The sequence below is a fragment of the Sphingobacteriales bacterium genome, from assembly GCA_012517435.1.
Classification (GTDB): Bacteria; Bacteroidota; Bacteroidia; order CAILMK01; family JAAYUY01; genus JAAYUY01.
In genome coordinates, this window is record JAAYUY010000210.1 from 1 (window position 1) to 19,531 (window position 19,531).

Annotated in this window: 14 protein-coding genes; 6 read left to right on the forward strand and 8 right to left on the reverse strand. The window is 39.4% G+C overall.

Annotated features, from left to right (window positions below):
- Nucleotides 1–86: 86 nt before the first annotated feature.
- Genes GX437_11640 through GX437_11650 form a run of 3 tightly spaced genes read left to right on the forward strand, consistent with a single transcriptional unit; the run spans nt 87 to nt 4,088 of the window.
- A complete protein-coding gene (locus GX437_11640) occupies nt 87–1,202 on the forward strand; it encodes a hypothetical protein (GenBank protein ID NLJ08312.1) in 1,116 nt (371 codons plus the stop codon).
- Between the two features lie 12 nt (nt 1,203–1,214).
- Nucleotides 1,215–2,402 (forward strand): hypothetical protein, encoded by a 1,188-nt coding sequence (locus GX437_11645; GenBank protein ID NLJ08313.1) that lies wholly within the window; start codon nt 1,215–1,217, stop codon nt 2,400–2,402.
- Between the two features lie 6 nt (nt 2,403–2,408).
- Nucleotides 2,409–4,088: a T9SS type A sorting domain-containing protein gene (locus GX437_11650; GenBank protein NLJ08314.1), complete on the forward strand. Its 1,680-nt coding sequence runs from the start codon at nt 2,409–2,411 to the stop codon at nt 4,086–4,088.
- Nucleotides 4,089–4,151: 63 nt separating this feature from the next.
- On the opposite strand, the gene GX437_11655 is transcribed toward GX437_11650, so the two are convergent.
- Nucleotides 4,152–5,081: a magnesium transporter CorA family protein gene (locus tag GX437_11655; GenBank protein NLJ08315.1), complete on the reverse strand. Its 930-nt coding sequence runs from the start codon at nt 5,079–5,081 to the stop codon at nt 4,152–4,154.
- 220 nt (nt 5,082–5,301) lie between these two features.
- On the opposite strand from GX437_11655, the gene GX437_11660 reads away from it, so the two are divergent.
- Both GX437_11660 and GX437_11665 read left to right on the forward strand, forming a co-directional pair.
- Nucleotides 5,302–5,859 (forward strand): HDIG domain-containing protein, encoded by a 558-nt coding sequence (locus GX437_11660; GenBank protein NLJ08316.1) that lies wholly within the window; start codon nt 5,302–5,304, stop codon nt 5,857–5,859.
- Nucleotides 5,860–5,894: 35 nt separating this feature from the next.
- A complete protein-coding gene (locus GX437_11665) occupies nt 5,895–6,377 on the forward strand; it encodes a GNAT family N-acetyltransferase (GenBank protein ID NLJ08317.1) in 483 nt (160 codons plus the stop codon).
- A 53-nt stretch (nt 6,378–6,430) separates the two neighbouring features.
- On the opposite strand, the gene GX437_11670 is transcribed toward GX437_11665, so the two are convergent.
- Nucleotides 6,431–7,888: a sodium/proline symporter gene (locus GX437_11670; GenBank protein ID NLJ08318.1), complete on the reverse strand. Its 1,458-nt coding sequence runs from the start codon at nt 7,886–7,888 to the stop codon at nt 6,431–6,433.
- 133 nt (nt 7,889–8,021) lie between these two features.
- Between GX437_11670 and GX437_11675 the strand changes: the two genes are divergently transcribed.
- Nucleotides 8,022–8,924, forward strand: a complete 903-nt coding sequence (locus tag GX437_11675) for a hypothetical protein (GenBank protein ID NLJ08319.1) — start codon at nt 8,022–8,024, stop codon at nt 8,922–8,924.
- On the opposite strand, the gene GX437_11680 is transcribed toward GX437_11675, so the two are convergent.
- The 6 genes from GX437_11680 to GX437_11705 all read right to left on the reverse strand — a co-directional run.
- Nucleotides 8,921–10,135 carry an acetate kinase gene (locus GX437_11680; GenBank protein NLJ08320.1) on the reverse strand — a complete coding sequence of 405 codons (1,215 nt, stop codon included), beginning with the start codon at nt 10,133–10,135 and terminating at the stop codon, nt 8,921–8,923. The genes GX437_11675 and GX437_11680 overlap by 4 nt on opposite strands.
- 21 nt (nt 10,136–10,156) lie before the next feature.
- Nucleotides 10,157–11,131, reverse strand: a complete 975-nt coding sequence (locus tag GX437_11685; protein NLJ08321.1) for a 3-hydroxyacyl-CoA dehydrogenase family protein — start codon at nt 11,129–11,131, stop codon at nt 10,157–10,159.
- Nucleotides 11,132–11,149: 18 nt separating this feature from the next.
- Nucleotides 11,150–12,151 (reverse strand): phosphate acetyltransferase, encoded by a 1,002-nt coding sequence (gene pta / locus GX437_11690; protein ID NLJ08322.1) that lies wholly within the window; start codon nt 12,149–12,151, stop codon nt 11,150–11,152.
- An 81-nt stretch (nt 12,152–12,232) separates the two neighbouring features.
- The gene (locus GX437_11695; protein ID NLJ08323.1) at nt 12,233–13,405 is read right to left on the reverse strand and encodes a phosphoribosylformylglycinamidine cyclo-ligase; all 1,173 of its coding nucleotides are present in this window, start codon (nt 13,403–13,405) and stop codon (nt 12,233–12,235) included.
- Nucleotides 13,402–13,728 (reverse strand): nucleotide pyrophosphohydrolase, encoded by a 327-nt coding sequence (locus GX437_11700; protein ID NLJ08324.1) that lies wholly within the window; start codon nt 13,726–13,728, stop codon nt 13,402–13,404. Before GX437_11700 ends, GX437_11695 begins: the two co-directional genes overlap by 4 nt.
- 75 nt (nt 13,729–13,803) lie before the next feature.
- On the reverse strand, nt 13,804–19,531 hold a 5,728-nt coding region (locus GX437_11705), incomplete at its 5' end, for a DUF5011 domain-containing protein (GenBank protein NLJ08325.1).

The following is a 19,531-nucleotide window of genomic DNA, read 5'->3' on the forward strand; positions in this document are numbered from 1 at the left end:
ATGGTATTTATAGGTATAAAGAAGAGTTAATCATAAGCAGGCTTAATCCATAACTTTTTGATAGTAAATCAGCTAAAAATACAGAAATGAAAAATTTAAGAAAAAATCTGATTAATGCTTCATCAGTATTAATTTTATTGACCTTAATTATTTTCTTTTCTTCCTGTGAAGATATTTTTAATAATAACATCACTTCCAAGGGGAATAATAAAGGAACATATATTTTTGTCAGTGGTCTTGACCATATTTATGGTGAAGTTTATATGTGCGATGAAAGTGGGAAAAACCTTACCCGTATCAGCAATATTATCAGTAACCTGCCTGATATCAATGCTCTGGATGGCGATAATTATCCTGTTTTGTCGCCTGACAATAAAAAGGTTGCATTCAAATCGCTTGATAATAATAAACTGATGATCTACAACATTGACGACAAAACACTTACGAACATAGGAAAAGTAAGTTTTGGGGAAGAGAGCAAAGATGTTGCCTGGTCTCCCGAAAGTGATAAGATAGCCTACATTGAATTTCCTTCAATAGAATATCAGATAATTATAAAAAGTGCAGATGGTGAACTTAAAATGAAAACCAGATATACATCCTCCTCTTTCCCATTATATGACAGCGTCATCATGTTTAAACAAATTGCATGGCACGAAGATGGGAAAAGAATTCTTGCTTCCGGCATTCAAAACGGTGCATATCATTTTTATGAAATTGATGTTAATAGTGGTAAAATAATTAGAGGACATAGCTTTCCTATTTATGGAGAATTTTTTTACCGGAACGATACATTGATTTTTCAGTCAACCAGTCAGATGTATTACGCTAATCTGAAAGATGGGACAATCAAACCATTGTTTAATGAGATTATTGAAAACTTCACACTTTCTCCGGATGGACAAAGACTTGCTTATACTGTTACACGAGATTACACCTACAATGGTAATATTTATAAATGTGGCGATATTATGGCGATTGGCCTGAACGGGTTGGATAAATTTAATCTTACTCAAACATCCGATATACCGGATGAATCGAAATCAAGTACAAAAAAGTTTAAACCTATTTGGATCAGTAATACTGAACTTCTTTATGCTGCCGGCAATATTTATCTGGTTAAAGACGACTTTAAACCCCGGGCAAGTATATTGGTAAAAGATGTAAAAGCATACGGACAATTACAATTCATTAAAAAATAATCTCATGAACTTATGAAAAAGTTTTTATTGTTTTTTAGTGTTATTTTTTCATATCTGATTTTTTCAGCAGCTGACTGCAACAAGAATAATCCTACCCCCACAATTCCAAAAGAACTTTACTTTGTTGACGATCTGAAAGGCTGGAAATACGAGGGATATTACGAAATAAGCAATTCATTCTATTCTACTTCAAGAGTTATCCTGCAAAAAGTTTATCCTCATCCCAAAGGACAAATCAGTGTTTTTCATAGTTTTATAGATATTATAGTCAATGATCCCGACTATAATGAATATGCAGATATGTACAGGTCGATTCTGAATACCGATGGGACTTATAAAACTGTAAAAATGCCTTTCGATCGCCCCGATTTGTATTTTACCTATAAAGAATCTAAACTTATATTTCCCAGTTTGAGCATAAAAGTGCTGGGCTTGGGCGATTATGATTATGAAGTTTTTGGACAAAAAGCCAATATCGGACATGTTGCTCCGGGAATGGAAAATTATTTCCATCAGTTTAAAGGAATGGCAGCCACACATTCCTACCTTAGGGTCAAATCACTGGGACAGGAAGTGAGGTTATCTAATCTTTATGCATGGAATCCCTGTTATTACCTTGGAGCAGGATTTAAAAATGATGAAATATATGTTATCAGCCACCAAACCGACTCCAACTTTTTTCTAGTATCAAGAGTTACCCCTCAGCTTATCAGCGATGAATATTCAGACACTAAACAGGCCTATGATTACAATACCATTTTTTACAATAGAATTAGTGAATTTATCCCCGGTTATCAATATCCGGGAAAGCAAGAATTTCCTATAACTTATTATAACTATGGCAATGACTTCCTTTTTGCGCTTTTCAGCAAGGAAAAAATGTACATTTTTAAGTTCGACATGTTTAGGCTAAAGTTCGAACTGATTTCAACGTATAATATTCCACAATCAGAAACTTACGATATAATAAAACATAAATTTCAATGGGTTGATGAAAAATATAATACCCTCATTTTTGTAGAGAGAACAACCGATGGACCAATTATAAAAAAACTGGAAAATGGTACAACCACACAGATAGATCCCCCGAAATTCAACAGTAAATGGGGTGTCAAATTCAGGCATATAGATGCCAGATATGACGAAGGAAAACTTTGGCTTTCGTATGCAGGTTATTTATTCAGCAAAGAAATTAAATAAGAGGATATGAAAAGGTTTCTGTTATCAGCCATAATCGTATTTCAATGGTTTCTGCTGTTCTCACAATATAAAGTTTCAAATAATCTGGCAACACCCGACTGGGCTACGCTTGTCAGATGTTGTTCCGGTAGTTCATCAATTGAAAATATAAAAGAGTTTGAAAATGGAGAAATAATAGTAAGAGGAGAAACTCAATCGCAGCCGGGAAAAACAATGGTTATTGGAGAAAATACACAAAATGCCATAACCTTAAACACCCAAAACGGTCAAGATAATTACGGAGGTTATCTTGCAAAATTCAATAACCAGGGGAATCCTGTCTGGGCAAAATATATGGATAATTGGTTCATTGTTGACGATATTTATAAGGAACCAGCATCTGATAAATTATATATTGCCATTTCTCCAAAATCTCCGACTGGTATTATCAGATATGACCAAACTGATTATACTATCAACTCTTCTTACACGGCACAAGTTTGTCTGATTGTCAAATACTCTACAGGTGAATTTATTAAGCTTTTGTCTTTCCCGCAAGCCAGCAAATATATTTTCAGTCAAGGGAAAAAAATTGTCTTATTTTCACCAATTAACCAATATTCTCCGTATTATCATCCAAATCTGCTTGAAAAAGTTGGTTTTTTGAATGAAAATGATTCCATCTATAAATATCAGACAAAATTCAATAATCTCATCGGGAACACTCAAACCTACTGGTCATATAATAAGTTTAGGAATACATGGTGGTTCAAGGGCATTACTAAACCCAGAGAAATCAAACTATCTGGTGACTCTTTGATTGTTTCCTCCAGGGAATTTAATTTGCCTAATCTTTCCGAAATCGAATTTATTGAAACTGTGCCAAAATTTTTATTTTTATCTGAAAATGAAATAATTATCAACTGCACATCCAACAACAACGCCTATAATAATCTACAGAAAATCCTTATCAAATGCGATACTTCAGGTAATTTTATCTGGATGTTAAAATTCCATCAGGCAAACCAGTCAAACAAATCAACCTTTGCCATCGATAAAAACGGTGATATTTGGGCACAATTATGCTCTTCCTCTTATTATGACACCATTACTCTTTTCCCCTCAAAAAAATCATGGCTGATTTCTGACAGAGGAAACATGGGCATCTATGAATCATCAAAAATCATCAAAATTGACCATACAACAGGAGAACCAATATTAGGGCTGATAAATGGTTATGGAAGCAGAAATTATGATTCAAAAGGTTTATCTATTCATATCAGCGAAAGTAATCTTTTATATGTCCCTTCTTCATTCTATTCATTTATAATGTTTCCGGATAAATCAGGAAATTATTACTATTCGATATTTTCCGATAGATGTGGCATGATGCCGGAAAGCCAGGTAATACTATCCAGATATTCACTTGACGGATTGATTTACAGATCATTGACTCCGTCAGTCATTGAAGAATATGAAAAATATCAGTCCTCCCGGCTGAAAATTTTCCCCAATCCATCTTCAGGACATTTTGTGATTGAATATGACCAGATTGCTACTTTTTATTTAATGGATATAAACGGGAAATTAATAACAACAATAGAAACAAAAGAACCACTGACAGAGATAAATCTGGAACTGGAAAGAGGTATTTATCTGCTGAAAAACCGTGAAACCCATCTTATCCAAAAAATAGTGATTCAGTAAAAACGACAGGCAGAGAAATCACTTTCTTTACAGTAATCTCCTGATAATCATTTTTTAATACACTCAGAGCCAGTTTATTTTTCTGAAAAAATAAGCTATCCCGATAGCCAGTGCCAATGATGCGGATACGACAATATAAAATCCTGAAGATGAGAGTTCAAGGTAATTTTTAATGTTCATTCCAAAAAAACTGGCAATCAGGGTAGGAATCATCAGGATAATGGTAACGGAGGTCAGGCGTTTCATGATGGCGTTCAGATTGTTTGAAATCACGGAAGCGAAGGCATCCATGAGACCACTCTGAATATCGCTGTAAATATTTGCAATTTCAAGAGCCTGTTTGTTTTCGATGATAACATCTTCCAGAAAATCCTCGTTATATTCATTCATTTGTATGTGGCGGGAGCTTTTCATCCGGGCAAGTACCAACTCATTTGACTTTAATGAAGTAATAAAATAAACCAGGCATTTTTCCATTTTCAGCAGGCGCTGCAACTCTTTGTTTCGGGTCGAACGTTCGAGGTCGGCTTCAATGATTGAAGTCTGAATGTTGATTTGCTTCAGATATTTCAGATAAGTGTTTGCTGCAATCAGAAAAATCTGAAGGACAAAACTCATATTATTTTCAAAATCAATCTTTCGTAATCGTTCCTGCCGAATAAACAGAGGGATAACATCATTGTCGTACTGGCAAATGGTGATAATGGTTTCGTCAGAGATAAGGATACCCAGCGGCACTGTTATGTAAGGCACCCCGTCATTGACCACATGAACAGGAATACGGATAATGATAAAAAGCCATTTGTCTTCAATTTCGAGACGCGACCTTTCGTCAATATCCAGAATGTCGGTAATAAAATCCTCAGGTATTGAAAAGATACCGGAAAGGATTTTTACTTCTTCATTAGTGGGTTTTTCAACGTTTATCCAACAGTTTTTTTCGTAGGCAGGCAGAACTTTCAACCCTCCTTCCTTGCTGAAATAAGTGATCATATTACCTCCTTTTTCTTTTATAACCGGGCAGGCAGATCACTTATTCCTGTCCGGTCAGGGTTTTACGCGTTGATTACCATCCGCAGGATAATCGTCCATTTCTTTAATTTTGTTTCGCTGCAAAGGTAAAATGATTATCTGTAAGTTTGAAAATATTTTATCCGTTTTTTTTTAAAATTTGTCAGCCGAAAAATCACCATCATTTAAAACAGAAAACACGATGAAAACAAGGGAAGAATCACTTCAGCTATTAAAAGAGTATATAAAAAAGGAAAATATGCTCCGTCATTGCCTTGCTTCGGAAGCCGTGATGAAGGCTCTGGCAAGAAAATTAGGTTATGATGAGCATGTCTGGGGACTGGCCGGCCTGCTTCACGATCTGGATGTTGAAATCACTGAAGCCAATCCAAAGATTCATGGGCTTAATACTGCTGAAATCCTTACTGAGCTTGGCTATGATCCCGAAATGATTGAAGCCATAAAAATGCATAATGAAGAAGCTACCGGACTGGAAAGAAATACCGTATTTCAGCACGCACTGGCTGCCGGTGAAACCATTACCGGATTAATATTCGCTACTACCTATGTTTATCCCGACAAAAAAATTGCCTCCGTAAAACCCAAATCTGTAGTAAAACGCATGACAGAAAAGGCCTTTGCAGCATCCGTCAAGCGGGAACACATCCTCGAATGCGAAAAAATAGGAATACCAATGCCTGAATTTGCAGACTTAGCAGTGAATGCCATGCGGGAAATTGCTGATGAACTGGGATTATAAGTACCTGATAATGTTGTAACCGGAAAATTGTTAACATGGAAGTAATCATAAGAAAAGCGGTCAAAGATGATGTAAATTCAATTCTGAATTTAATAAAAGAGCTGGCAGAATATGAAAAAGCTCCTCAGGAAGTAACAGTTACCACTGATGAACTGATCAGGGATGGATTTGGTAAAAATCCGTTATTTCATGTTTATCTTGCTGAAAATAAATCTCACGGAATTGTTGGGATGGCATTCTGGTATTTTGCCTATTCAACATGGAAGGGAAAATGTATCTATCTGGAAGATATTATCGTCAGGCAGGAATTCAGGCGACAGGGAATCGGAGAAAAGCTATTCAATGAAGTGTTGAAGGCAGCCAGAGAACATAAGGCCAAACGGCTGATGTGGCAGGTGCTTAACTGGAACACTCCTGCCATCGAATTTTACAAGAAGAAATACAGGGCAGAAATCAGCGATGAATGGCTGAACGGCAGGCTGACAGAAAATGAAATTCAGCACTTTGAATTACCCTGAGTTTTCTTTAAATAACTGATTGCTAAAATCTTACAAAAAAATCAGGTATCATTTTAAACAGCATTTTCCTTATTGCTCTTTATCAGAAGGGTTGACAACCAGGCAACCAGAATACAAACCAGAAAAACGAGGATACGTGCATTAAAATGCTCACTCATGCCGGTACTGATCCAGACAACAGAAAGCAAGAGTCCGGTAATTGCTGTGATAAGGGCGGCTTTTCCATGAAAACGTTTCCAGAACAAAGAAAAAAGGATCACAACTGAAAAAGTGCATCCCACACCTGCCCAGACATAACCTACAATATTGAAAATCAACTTCTGAGGGGTAAGAAGGGCAAAAACAAGTGCCACCATTGCCAGTAATAAAGTTATCAGCCTTGATTTGAAAAGCGAGTGCCTGTCGTTTCCGGCATTTTTATTTTTGCTCAATGGTTTAATAATGTTTTCGGAAAGCTCTGTGGCCGAGAGGATAAGCAGGCTATCGGCAGTAGAAAGCATGGCTGCAATCACTCCCGTAATCAACAAGGTAGAAAATGCAGGATGAAACAAAACCTTCATCAATTCGGGCATTACTTTTTCCTGATCATCAAGACTTTGAGGACCAAAGACAGCAATGCCAATCCATCCGATACAAAGAGCACCCGTATAGGCAATGATTGTCCAGATGACACCAATATTTCTGGCCATCTTCGCATGTTTATGATCTTTAATGGCCATAAAACGCATACTCAGCTGAGGCATGCCGCCCAGATAACCGAAGAACCAGGAAAACCCGGTAGCTATGACAACCCCTGAAGTATAACCTTTTGCTGCACCTGTGAGAGAAGAATAGGTATCGCCTGCGCGGTGAATGGCATCAGGAATGTTTTGAGCAAAAAGTTCGGGATGATGAGCGATATACCAGATGCCGACCACAGGTCCGGCAATCAGGGCAATAATCATGATAACTGCCTGTATCACATCGGCATAGACAACGCTTCTGAATCCACCATATATGGTATAAGGCACTACAATAGCCATCATTATCAACATGCCGATAACAGGTTTTATCTCAAACAGGCTGTTAAAAGTTTTGCCACCACCGATGAGTTGAGCTCCGACATAAAGGAAAAAGAAAAACACAATAGTCAGGCTGACGACTATTTTCAACCATTTCCCGGTATCGGGGTGGAACCGGGCCAGCAATTCAGTAAAAGTCGAGACTTTGTAATGCTCAGCGGCATTGCGCAGCCGCCAGGCAATTAAAACCCATGCTGTAATGATACCCGCCACACATCCGATAGCAGTCCATATCTCTGTGAGTCCTGTCGCATAAGCAGCACCGGGAAGCCCCAGCAATGCCCATGAGGATTCACCCGCAGCCCTTTCGGAAAGAGCAGCCGCCCATCCGGGCAAGCCTCTGCCAGCAATGGCAAAATCTTCGGATGACTTTACTTTTCTTCCATGATAAAATCCCCATACCAGAATAAACACCAGATACAGGCAAATGACGATAATTTGAATAGTCATAGGCTTTTGTTTTTTGCGTAAAGATAAAATCTTTCATGGCAATAAAATAAAATCTTAGCACTGATCTGATTCAAAAGCAAATCTAATTTATTGACTATCTTTGCAGTAGAATTTTTTTATTCAAAACAATCAGATGACTCAGTCAAATACTAAATTAACGGTCGTTTTCTTTTTCATCATGGTATTGAACCGGCATCTCTCCTATTCACAGCTTTTTGATACCTTAATCAATCTCACTTTTACTCAGGGGACCTGCAGGATACACGACATATATATTTCTGATAACCAATGTATTATGTTGTATGATCATGAAAAAGAGTTGTTTGTTTACAACTCTTCTGACCGTGAAAATCCATTTTTTTTAAAAGCCCGTCTGTCCAGTGAAAAAGGTGACCGGTACAAGACATCAAACAGTTATCAGGTAAAACAACCCCGATTGTGTAATGAAGGGAAACTGGTGGTAGCAGCCTCAGACCTCGACCAGGATGGGTTGGGAGGCAGGTTTTTACGCTGGGACGTTCAAAAACAAAAACAACTGGACGATATTATTACAGGGCAATGGGGTATCGGAAAATGGGCTGTAAGCAGTGACGGAAGGTATTATGTCAACTACTTTTTAACAAAACCCGGTAAAAAAATTCCTGTTATTGATGCAATGACCAACAAAACCATGCATATCAAAACAAAATACATCCTTTACTCCGACAGTATTTTTTTTACAGACGACAATCGTTATCTTGTTTTTCTGTCGGCACTCGATGGGCAGTCTTTTAAAAATAAAGTATTTCGTTTTCCCGAACTTACCATTGAAAATACCAGTTATACCTTTTCAAAAAGCAACAGCCTGAAGGCTGACAATGTCAGCTATAGTATTGAGAATGATTCATTAATCATCACTTCCGGAGAAAATATCCAAAAAATATATATGGAGGGAAAGTCATTTTTGTGGCAGAATAAAAATGATGGTAAAATTTACCTTGCCATCAGTAATAAAAACAAGCTTAAGGTTATTGCCATCAAAGGACAAAAAAACTAAAGCACGTCCACTCCTTTTTCAATAATCTCCTTCGTATCCCTTGCAATAACGAGCTCTTCATTGGTAGGAATAACCATGATTTTCACCTTAGAACTTTCAGTACTGATGATTGCTTCTTTTCCCCTCAGGCCATCATGTTTGGGAAAATCAAGCTCAGCGCCAATAAACCCAAGATTTTTGCAAATGTTACCCCTTGTTTCAACATCATTTTCACCAATACCTCCTGTGAAGATAATGGCATCCACTCCATTCATGGCAGCGGCATAAGCTCCGATATACTTACGAACCCTGTAGGCATACATTTCAAGGGCAAGGGCAGCTCTTTCATTACCTTCCGAAGCGGCTTTTTCAATATCCCTCATATCGGATGAAATACCTGAAACTCCAAGCATACCACTGAATTTATTAATCAGGGTATTGGCAGCATCCAGATCGATTTCCTCTTTATCAATAATATAGGTAAAAGCACCCAGGTCGAAATCACCGCATCGGGTTCCCATGATCAGACCTTCAACAGGAGTCAAACCCATTGAGGTATCGACTGATTTTCCTCCGTCAATGGCGGCAATAGAAGCTCCATTCCCCAAATGACAGGTGATAAGTTTCAGGTCTTTTATATCTTTTCCCAGAATTTCAGCAGCTCTGTTCGATACATACCGGTGACTTGTTCCGTGAAAACCATAGCGTCTGACCTTGTATTTCTCATAAAGGCTGTATGGAATGGCATACATATAGGCATAAGGAGGCATGGTCTGGTGAAATGCCGTATCAAAAACACCTGCCTGAGGTATATCCGGCATTAATTCCTTGACTGCATAAATACCCTTGAGGTTGGGTGGATTATGAAGCGGAGCCAGATCAATACATTCTTCCATCTTGGCAATGACTTCATCGGTAATTCTGACACTTCCTTTAAAACGCTCTGCTCCATGAACCACGCGATGTCCTACCGCATTGATTTCTTTGACACTTTTTATACAGCCCCTGCGTTCGCTGGTTAATACTCCGATAATATATTCAATACCTGACTGATGATCAAGCACCTCACCTTCGAGGGTTACCTTATCCCCATCATATCTTTCATTTTTTAAAAAAGATCCGCTTAATCCTATTTTTTCGACAATTCCTTTGGCTAACACTTTTTCATCAACCATGTCAAACAATTGATATTTTATGGAAGAACTGCCGCAATTTAATACTAATATTTTCATTTTCTTCTGATTTTGTAGTGATTAAAAGTCTTCACGACCAAGATTGAGAATAGAGCCGGGCTTTGATATTCTTCTGCTGTTTTCATATTTGTAAAAGCCTTCTCCTACACGCCTGCCATACATTTGGGAACGAACCAGACGCTTAATAATTGGGGATGTCTTGTACTTTTTATCACCAAATTCATCATAGAGCCCCTCCATCCATTTCAGCAATTTATCAAGGCCTATTTTATCTGCGAGGGCAAAAGGTCCCATCTGCATACCGAAGCCCTTCATCAGGGTTTTATCAATGTCTTCAACCGTTCCGACACCTTCCATCAGCAATTCACAGGCTTCATTAATCAGCGGAATGATCAGACGGGTGGAAATATTACCGGGAGAAGCTGTTACATTGATAATTTCTTTTTTCAGCATCCTGGCAAACTTATTAATGATGTCGATGGTATTCTTATTGGTTACCACACATTTGTTCAGTTCAATAATGTCAACTGAATGAACAGGAGAAAGAAAGTGAATGCCAACAGCCCGTTCAGGATGTTTTAAAACCACAGCCAGATCGGCAACCAGAACGGTTGAAGCATTGGTAGCTATAACAGTTTGATCATCAACATGTTGTTCAACTTTTCTGAAAACATTCTTCCTTTCTTCAAGATTGCTGATTGTTTTTTCGGTATTAATACACTCGATCACAATATTTGAATCTTTCAGTTCAGCATAATCGGTCGTGAGCCTGATTCTCGACATGATCGATTTTTTTTCTCCCGGAGTCATCCCCCACCTGTTAATCATATTGTCGAGCAAATCACTTATCAACTGACTAATGATAGACAGTCGTTCTTCTGAAATATCGACTATCACCACATCCATTCCGGCCTTGGAAACAGTAACCGAGATTTCCTGTCCCATTGTACCGCCTCCGACAATACCAATTTTTTTGATAAGTCCGTCCTGGGTGCGGCTACGTTTTTTTAAACCATAATCTTCTAAAACTTCCATTTTATATTTTTTTAACGATTAAACACCACCTGCCTGGTTGGCAGTAATAGCAATAACATTAACAATATCATCCACAGAGCAGCCCCGTGAGAGGTCGTTGATAGGAGCAGCCATCCCCTGAGTAACCGGCCCGACAGCTTCGGCACCAGCAAGGCGTTGTACAAGTTTATAGGCAATGTTTCCACTTTGCAGGTCAGGGAAAATTAAAACATTTGCTCTTCCGGCTATTTCGCTGCCCGGAGCTTTTTTCTTCCCGATAGATTCAATCAAAGCGGCATCTGCCTGAAGTTCTCCGTCAATTTTCAGATCCGGTGCAATCTGTTTGGCAATTTTTACAGCTTCCACTACCTTATCCACCAGCGGATGAGAGGCACTTCCTTTGGTTGAAAAACTAAGCATGGCCACACGAGGCTCTATTCTGCCCAATGCACGGGCAGTATGGGCGGTTGCAATGGCTATGTCGGCAAGTTGTTTTGCATCCGGGTCTGGATTTAAGGCACAATCAGCAAAAAGAATTAAACCATCTTCTCCAAAACTCTTGTCTTTCAACAACATAAGAAATGTACTTGAGACAATCGAAATGCCGGGCATGGTTTTGACGATCTGCAAAGCAGGACGAAACACATCACCTGTGGCATTATTAGCTCCGGCAACCTCTCCATCCACTTCTCCGCTTTTTATCAGCATAACACCCAGATACAACGGATCTTTTACCAGTTTTTTTGCTTCCTCAGGTGTCATTCCTTTATTTTTCCGGAGATTATAAAGCATTTCGGCATATTCATCCATGCGGTGAAAGCGATCAGGATTGACAATTGTCGCTTTTGCAATGTTTTTCAATCCAAACTTTTCAGCTTCTGCATGAATCATTTTTTCATCCCCGATTAGGGTGATTTGTGCAATTTTCGTTGAAATGGCAATATCTGCTGCTCTCAGGGTACGTTCTTCCCATGCCTCAGGGAGCACAATACGCTTATTGAGTTTTTTTGCATTTTCGTGAATGCTTTCTAAGAGTGTCATGATTTGTTTGTTATTTAATTCACAATAATTTGAGAGGCAAAACTAAACGTTTTCATTCTATTCAGAAAATATTTTTTGTTTCTAAAAATAAGTAAATTCCTCTCCTGCATAGTGAATGACAACTTCTTTTCCGGAGCTTTCCTCCACATGTCCGATGATTCTGGCTTCAATACCGAATTGGCCGGAAACGGCAATTAATTTATCAGCTAAATCCGGATGGCAATAAATTTCCAGACGATGTCCCATGTTGAAAACTTTAAACATTTCATTGAGCGGGGTATCATTTTGTTGCTGAATCAATCTGAATACCGGTGGAATTTCAAACAGATTATTTTTTACAATTTTAAGATTATCAATAAAATGGAGAATTTTGGTTTGTCCACCTCCCGTACAATGTACTATGCCATGAAGTTCGCTTCTGTAAGAAAATAAAATTTCCTGAAGCAAAGGCAAATAAGTACGAGTGGGAGAAAGCAACAATCGACCTACATTAATATCACTTAATCCGGTATTATCAGTCAGAAACATTTTCCCTGAATAAATTACTTCCGGAGAAAGAGCCGGATCGTAAGATTCGGGATATTTTTCTGCATAATATTTATTCAAAACTTCGTGGCGGGCAAAGGTCAATCCATTTGAGCCAATACCGCTGTTATACCCATCTTCATAAATGGATTGGCCAAATGAAGCGAAACCTACAATCACATCGCCCGGCTGCGGCCTTATTTCAATGACCTCGTTTCTTTTAATACGAGTTGCTACTGTTATTCCAACATCAATGGTACGGACAATATCCCCGACATCAGCAGTTTCACCTCCGGCCAAATAGATATTAATCCCAAATTTTTTCAGTTTCTCTGCAAAAACAGCCTGTGCATTGATCACTCTTGAAATAACTTCACCACTGATTAGGTTTTTATTTCTGCCAATGGTTGATGACAAAATGAAATTACTGGCAGCACCCGAGCAAGCCAGATCATCAATATTCATCACTATTGCGTCCTGAACGATACCTTCCCACACATTTTCATCTCCGGTTTCTTTCCAGTATAGGTAAGCCAATGAAGTTTTTGTTCCGGCTGTATCGGCATGCATGATGAGGGCATACTGCTCATCTCCGTAAAGAAAATCGGGAAGTATTTTACAGAAAGCCTGAGGATAAAGACCTTTATCGAGATGTTTTATTGCTTCATGAACATCTTTTTTATCAGCAGAAACCCCTCTTTTCTCGTATTTCATAACCTTGAATTTCATCGCAATTTCGGGTTATTCAAATGACGGGTAGCATCTCTCCTGCTTTTTTTTTCAAACGATTTTTTTAACTCCTCAGTGAGATCCACCCCTGTCTGATTGGCAATACAAAGGAGTACCCAGAAGACATCAGCCAGCTCTTCACCGATAGAGGCTTTATCTTCATGCTCCTTAAACGACTGATCTCCGTAAACTCTTGCCATCAGACGGGATAGTTCGCCTACTTCTTCTACCAGTACGGCAAGATTGGTAAGTTCGCTGAAATACCTGACACCTTTTTCTTTGATCCAGGTATCCACCATTTTTTGAGCATCTTTGATGGTCATTCCCATAATCTTATTCATCATAAAACAAAAATCCCGGCTTTTGACCGGGACTTTTGCATTATTGGGTTAAAAAACTTATTTCGTTAAGGTTATCTTTTCAATAACACTTGATTCGGTGGTTGTAACATTTACAAAGTAAACGCCAGCGGCCTGGTTGCTGAGGTCAATCCTGAAGGTTCCGCCAACCGTATTGTGCAGACTCAAAGCATTGATCTGATGACCGAGCATATCAGTAATCACAATGCTCAACTCTGTATTCTGCGGCAACTGAACATCCACAAGGAATTCACCCCTGGTCGGATTAGGATAAACCCTGACATACCTTGCCAACCCTTCTTCCATGCCAATACTCTTTTCACATTCATCGACATTGACATACCGGGTAACCTTAAGTGCCTCATTCCCTGAATTATCCACTGCACTATAGACAATCGAATACAGACCGATATACCTGTTGACATAGTAATCAGTGAAATAGGAACCGCTCAATGTAGGTTTAAGGTTTTTGTCAAAGTTATCGGTTACGGTTGCCGTAACAGTTGTCAGGTCAAGTGTATCGTAACGGCAGATGTTGTAAACATAATCACCTACCAGTGTGATAACCGGCTTTTGAGTATCTTTTACACGAACGGTAAATGAAATCATGCTGCTGTTACCGGAACCATCTTCCACCTTGTAAGTAAAGGTAAAGTCGCCCAGCTGATTGGCAGGGTTGCCTAACCCAAAGGTGGAAACGTAGGTACCTCCGTAAGTTTCAGTCATTTCACTCAAAGAGTTGTAATTATCAGTAACGTTGACTGAAGGCATCTGGAAGACACTAAGCACTTCAATAGTGATGGTATCGCCATCTTTATAAGGTGGTTTAACTGCAATGACAGGTGCCTTGGTATCTACCACATTGACCACACGCTGTACACTTACCGGACCATTTCCGTTGCAATCAGTGATGGAATAAGTCAGGGTGTAACTCCCAAGTTTGTGGATATTGACTGATCCTGTAATTTCAGGCTGGAGGTTTTGACAGTAGTTGTCAGTGATGGTTACACCGGGATCATTGAAAGTTGTATGAACATCAATATCCATTACACTGTAACCATTCAGGTAAATCTTCGGATCATCGAGGTCACGTATGCTTACCCATCTTGATACGGAGGCAGTATTGCCTTTTTTGTCATAGGCAGTATAAGTAATCTGATAATCGCCAAGCTGTGCGGTATCAACACTACCTGTAATATCCACTTTATCAAGACCAGAGCAGGTATCATAGGCATTATACCCCGGATCAGTATAGAGACTAAAGACATTCAGGGTATCAAATTCTTTTCCTTTAAGTGTGATGACAGGTGCTACATTGTCGGGATTAACAATAATCACCCTGCGTTTGGTTGCAATATTGTTGTACGGGTCTTTTGCTTCATAATTGTAGAAGTAGGTCCCTGAATTTTTGCAATCCAGATTGGTGCCTTTATCAGTTACAGGAATACTACCGGCAATATTATCATAAGCAGTAGCACCGGCATCCTTATAGTTACAGTTACATTGTTCAAGATATACAGTGTCGCTGCCGATAAGTGTTATTTCCGGAGGAGTTCCGTCAGGCCTGATAACTACACGATAATCTTCCACTTCACCAAAGAGGCGGTTACCACAGGAACCGTTAGGCATTCCACCTAAAGAAGTAGCTACACGCATTCTGGTAGAACCCTGGGTTGCAGTCGAAGGAACGGAGAAGGTGAGTTCCCAGAACAAAGTTGAGGCATCTATTTCGGTGCCAAGCAATTCGCCCTGGTCATCAAAGTCACCGTCTATGTTCCAGTCAATCCATGCAGCACGGTTCATTTTGTTAAAGGTAGAGTTACGTTCAACGGTTAACTTATAGGTACCCAGAATATCAAGGTATGTCCAATGGTCATTGCTGTAGTTGGTATAAGCAGCTTTTCCGATACCTGAAGCATTGTTGATGCTTTCAAGTTTCACACGGCTGATACCTATGTCTGCATTCAGGTTTGAGGCAGTTGGTTTGCAATAGGCAATAGCTTCAATATAGTCTTGTTTGTAAATGCTGTCAGTATAGTATAAATCATAAGTAGCATAGAGTTTAATGGAATATTTGCCTGTTTTTTCGAATCTGATAATCGGATTCCGGCTGGTTTCTGAAGTACCACCGACAAAGGTGTGTGATTTCACCCAGTTGTTCTGGTCGTCCAGCATGGTATCAGGGTAAACTTTCCATAGCCAGCTATTCACACAACCAAGTGGATTAAACAAATTACCGTGTGACTCATCTGTGAACTTCACATAATCTTCTTTGGCTACAGGTTTTCTGATATCAGCGCTAAAGTCAGCTGTTGGTGGGTCAGTGGGTTGATCAACATAAATTTTCTTTGTTTTGGTAGAAGTACCACCACAGTTGTCAACCTGAAGTGTAATATCATAAGAACCACCAAAGAAGAGATAAGTATAAGAAGCAATCGAATCGAAAGCATCAAAGAACTTATCCATGTCAAAATCCCAGTTGAAGGAGAGAGCTTCTCCCTTGCTGGTAGAATGGAAGGTTGCCGGGACACCGAGGCAAATAGTATCAGGCCCTTCAAAATCAGCAACAGGAGCCGGGAACAAAGCAGGAGTTCCATACCATTCACCTTCCCAACCTGCGGCTTGTCCGCTTCCGTTGGTAATCCATTCGATATACAGTTTACCGGTCGATGAGGTGAATTTTTTCTGGAAGGTTGCATCTGTAAAGTTGCCATAAATACCATTCGGATAATTCGTTGTATTCCATAGCTTTTTACCTTGATTGTTCGTTCCTTCATAAACTCTCAGATAATCGCCTGAAAGAGAAGTAAAGTTTTTCAGTTCGAAAGTTAATTCACCGGCACAGGGTTCAAGTGCAATATAGCAATTGACGTTGTTGCCATAATTGGATAATGGACCGCCATCATCGTAAAGAATACCGTACAAGCTCTTTGTAGTGGTCGGGAATGCAGCAATACACATCCACTGGGATGGTTTTACAATGATATATTTTTCCTTACACATTGAATCGGCACCGACACTGTTCTTTGTCCACAGACAGATTTTGTAAGTGCCGGGATAATCAAAGCTGATGTAAGGATTCTGTGATTTATAATGTGTGGGCGGAATATAGGAATGTGATGGCATCATTCCACCTAAAGCAGGATCATAAACTGAATCCGGAAACACACTCCATCTCCATTCTGTCGGACAGTTGGTTGATAAGTCGTAGAACTGAACCGGAAAGGCAGTTTCAACTATATTCATTTCAGATACAAAATCAGTTACAGGTTTTACTTTGGGATAATCAGCCACAACAATTTTGGTGAAAGTATCGCCACCACCGCAGTTTTCAGTAATTAGTGTAATTGTATCAATATCCGGATCCGGGAATGTTGTTACAAAATGAAAATCATTTGTTTTAAATTTTCCATTCATATACCACCAGTAACCCTGCAGGGCAGTTTTGGAAGCAGCATTGGCAAAGGTTACAGGTGTACCGACACAAACGGTATCTTCAGAAAGGAATTTGGATTTGGGTTTCTGAACAGGATAACTGGATTCATCAGCACCAATGGCTGTTTCATAAATACAACGTGCATCTCCGTCCACATCAGTTTTTAGTTTAAAGTCATTTTTAAAGCGCATGGGCGGAAAAGCAGAATTAATATGATAGTCTGTTGCACTGACGAATTTCGGATCTTCATTTTCCATAGAGGCCATATCGTGAACCCCGACATTGCCTTGTGCAGCCTGCCATTGAGCGAGGTTTTTACAGTAGGCATTCAGGTATGTACCTGACAGATAATCATAGTAATACCAGAAGTCCCATCCTTTTCCGGTTGTATAAAGGTAATCATTTCTGTCGCAGAAGACCCTTCCAGTGTAATAAATATAATAGAATCTCAACAGATAGCCCTGACTCTTGGAATAGAAAATATTGTTGAAAATATTTACTGAGTTGGGATAATAATTTACAGCAAGACAATAGGCATAATCGGAAGAATTGGTATTGCCTTCAACGACAATGGTATTATGAAGCACCTGACAACGGGTTGCATAATAATATAAGGTAATGGCCTGCTGATACTGAGCATCCATAAAGTTGGAAATAATATTATTGACGATATAGGTTGTATCACCTGATCCATAATATCCTTCATAATACATATAATAGCCATAACGGCCGGGATTCAGAATGTTTCCATCGAGAACAGTTCCCTGACCATAGTAGCTGTACATACCATAAGCATAGCTGTAACGGAATCCGGAAATTCTGTTCTGAATAAACATGCTTCTTTTATGATAATAAGCATAAACAGCATAATAATACTGGTTTTTGAATACATTGCGATAGAATACATTGCTGTCAAGATTCGGGTTATTATAGGTTTGCCCCATAAGGCTTACACCTACATAACCATTATTTAGTTCACAGTTCGAGACAACGTTGTAGCTGCCATTGGCACCATAAGACGAATACGAACTAGCAGAGCCTGAGAAAAGTACCACATTATAGCTGCTGCTGGTTGACAGATAGGCATTTAAAACGCAGTTGTCAAAATTGTTATACCTTGAATCGTTGTGGAACCAAAGCACACAATAGTTGGAGGAATTGACTGCATTGATGGTAAAGTTTTTAAATCTGTAATACTTTGCTCCATCAATGTCAATAACGGCCTGCTGGGTATTGGTAATGAAAGTCGTTGATTTGTCAGCTCCGATAAAGGTAACGGTATTGGTAGCACTCATACCGGTTATTGGCTGAAGTTTAATAGCCTGGTTATAGGTGCCGGCTGCCACATTGAATACCACAGGACCAACTATGCCGCACTGGGCAAGTTTGGTCAGTGCTTCATTGATTCCGGGGAAATCTGCTCCGGTACCACCAATTTTATAGGTACCTTTCATCCCCGTACAGAAGTTGATATATAAAGTATCGTCTGACCTTTTATTATCAGGGAAAGAGTCGTTTGCATTGGTAACCCAAGCTCTTAATTTATGATCCCCGGGTGTAGGGACATACACTTTTTTAGCAAAGACATAGGTTTCTTCTTCTCCGGGATATAAAGTACCTCCTTTTGGTGTGTAGTTAAGAACCAACTCAGGAGTTCCCCAGTCGAGTGAATAGCCGAGGTCGAGCCAGTAAACGGTATCGGCACCGAGGTTCTGAAATGCAAATTCAAATAAGTTGCTGTCAACCCCGAAAACCTGAGGCTGGACTTTTCTGGTAGATGCCACATTAAAGCCGGATAAGGGTTGAACAGTTACCGCATAATCTTCGGTTTCACCATAGTAGTTGTAAGCATCTGTACAGGCAGTTGTCAGCGTATTGTAAGTGCCACCGCCATAGTAGTCATAAGTCAGCTCGATACGCAGGCGTGTTGTCCCCGGTACTGCCGTAGCAGGTACAGCAATAGTGGTTGAAACGGTAGAGCCGTTTACAGCAGGCACGCCCGAACGATCCCAGATGATTTCCGTTGAAGAAAAAGAACCATCTTTGTTCCAGTCTGCCCATACACGCATGCAGAAATTATAGGATGTTCCTATACCTACTGCACTTTTAACTTCCATGGTGTAGTTGGTGGCTGCAATCAGGTTAGCATTGTAGGAACTGGTGTAGTCAGAATAACCGGATGATGTATAAGTGTTGTTGTAGTTATACATCGTTCCCAGTTTCACTGATTCAATGTACCAGTACCCATACTGAGCATATTGCCATGTGGATGAACAATAAGTCTGTGAAACTGCATTGAAACTCACCCAGCTGAGCAATGCAAAAATAAAC

What these genes read in the sequence shown, in the direction of transcription:
- GX437_11640 (NLJ08312.1), top strand. Translation starts at nt 87, where the DNA reads ATGAAAAATTTAAGAAAAAATCTGATTAATGCTTCATCAGTATTAATT.
- GX437_11645 (NLJ08313.1), top strand. Translation starts at nt 1,215, where the DNA reads ATGAAAAAGTTTTTATTGTTTTTTAGTGTTATTTTTTCATATCTGATT.
- GX437_11650 (NLJ08314.1), top strand. Translation starts at nt 2,409, where the DNA reads ATGAAAAGGTTTCTGTTATCAGCCATAATCGTATTTCAATGGTTTCTG.
- GX437_11655 (NLJ08315.1), bottom strand. Translation starts at nt 5,081, where the DNA reads ATGATCACTTATTTCAGCAAGGAAGGAGGGTTGAAAGTTCTGCCTGCC.
- GX437_11660 (NLJ08316.1), top strand. Translation starts at nt 5,302, where the DNA reads ATGAAAACAAGGGAAGAATCACTTCAGCTATTAAAAGAGTATATAAAA.
- GX437_11665 (NLJ08317.1), top strand. Translation starts at nt 5,895, where the DNA reads ATGGAAGTAATCATAAGAAAAGCGGTCAAAGATGATGTAAATTCAATT.
- GX437_11670 (NLJ08318.1), bottom strand. Translation starts at nt 7,888, where the DNA reads ATGACTATTCAAATTATCGTCATTTGCCTGTATCTGGTGTTTATTCTG.
- GX437_11675 (NLJ08319.1), top strand. Translation starts at nt 8,022, where the DNA reads ATGACTCAGTCAAATACTAAATTAACGGTCGTTTTCTTTTTCATCATG.
- GX437_11680 (NLJ08320.1), bottom strand. Translation starts at nt 10,135, where the DNA reads ATGAAAATATTAGTATTAAATTGCGGCAGTTCTTCCATAAAATATCAA.
- GX437_11685 (NLJ08321.1), bottom strand. Translation starts at nt 11,131, where the DNA reads ATGGAAGTTTTAGAAGATTATGGTTTAAAAAAACGTAGCCGCACCCAG.
- pta (NLJ08322.1), bottom strand. Translation starts at nt 12,151, where the DNA reads ATGACACTCTTAGAAAGCATTCACGAAAATGCAAAAAAACTCAATAAG.
- GX437_11695 (NLJ08323.1), bottom strand. Translation starts at nt 13,405, where the DNA reads ATGAAATTCAAGGTTATGAAATACGAGAAAAGAGGGGTTTCTGCTGAT.
- GX437_11700 (NLJ08324.1), bottom strand. Translation starts at nt 13,728, where the DNA reads ATGACCATCAAAGATGCTCAAAAAATGGTGGATACCTGGATCAAAGAA.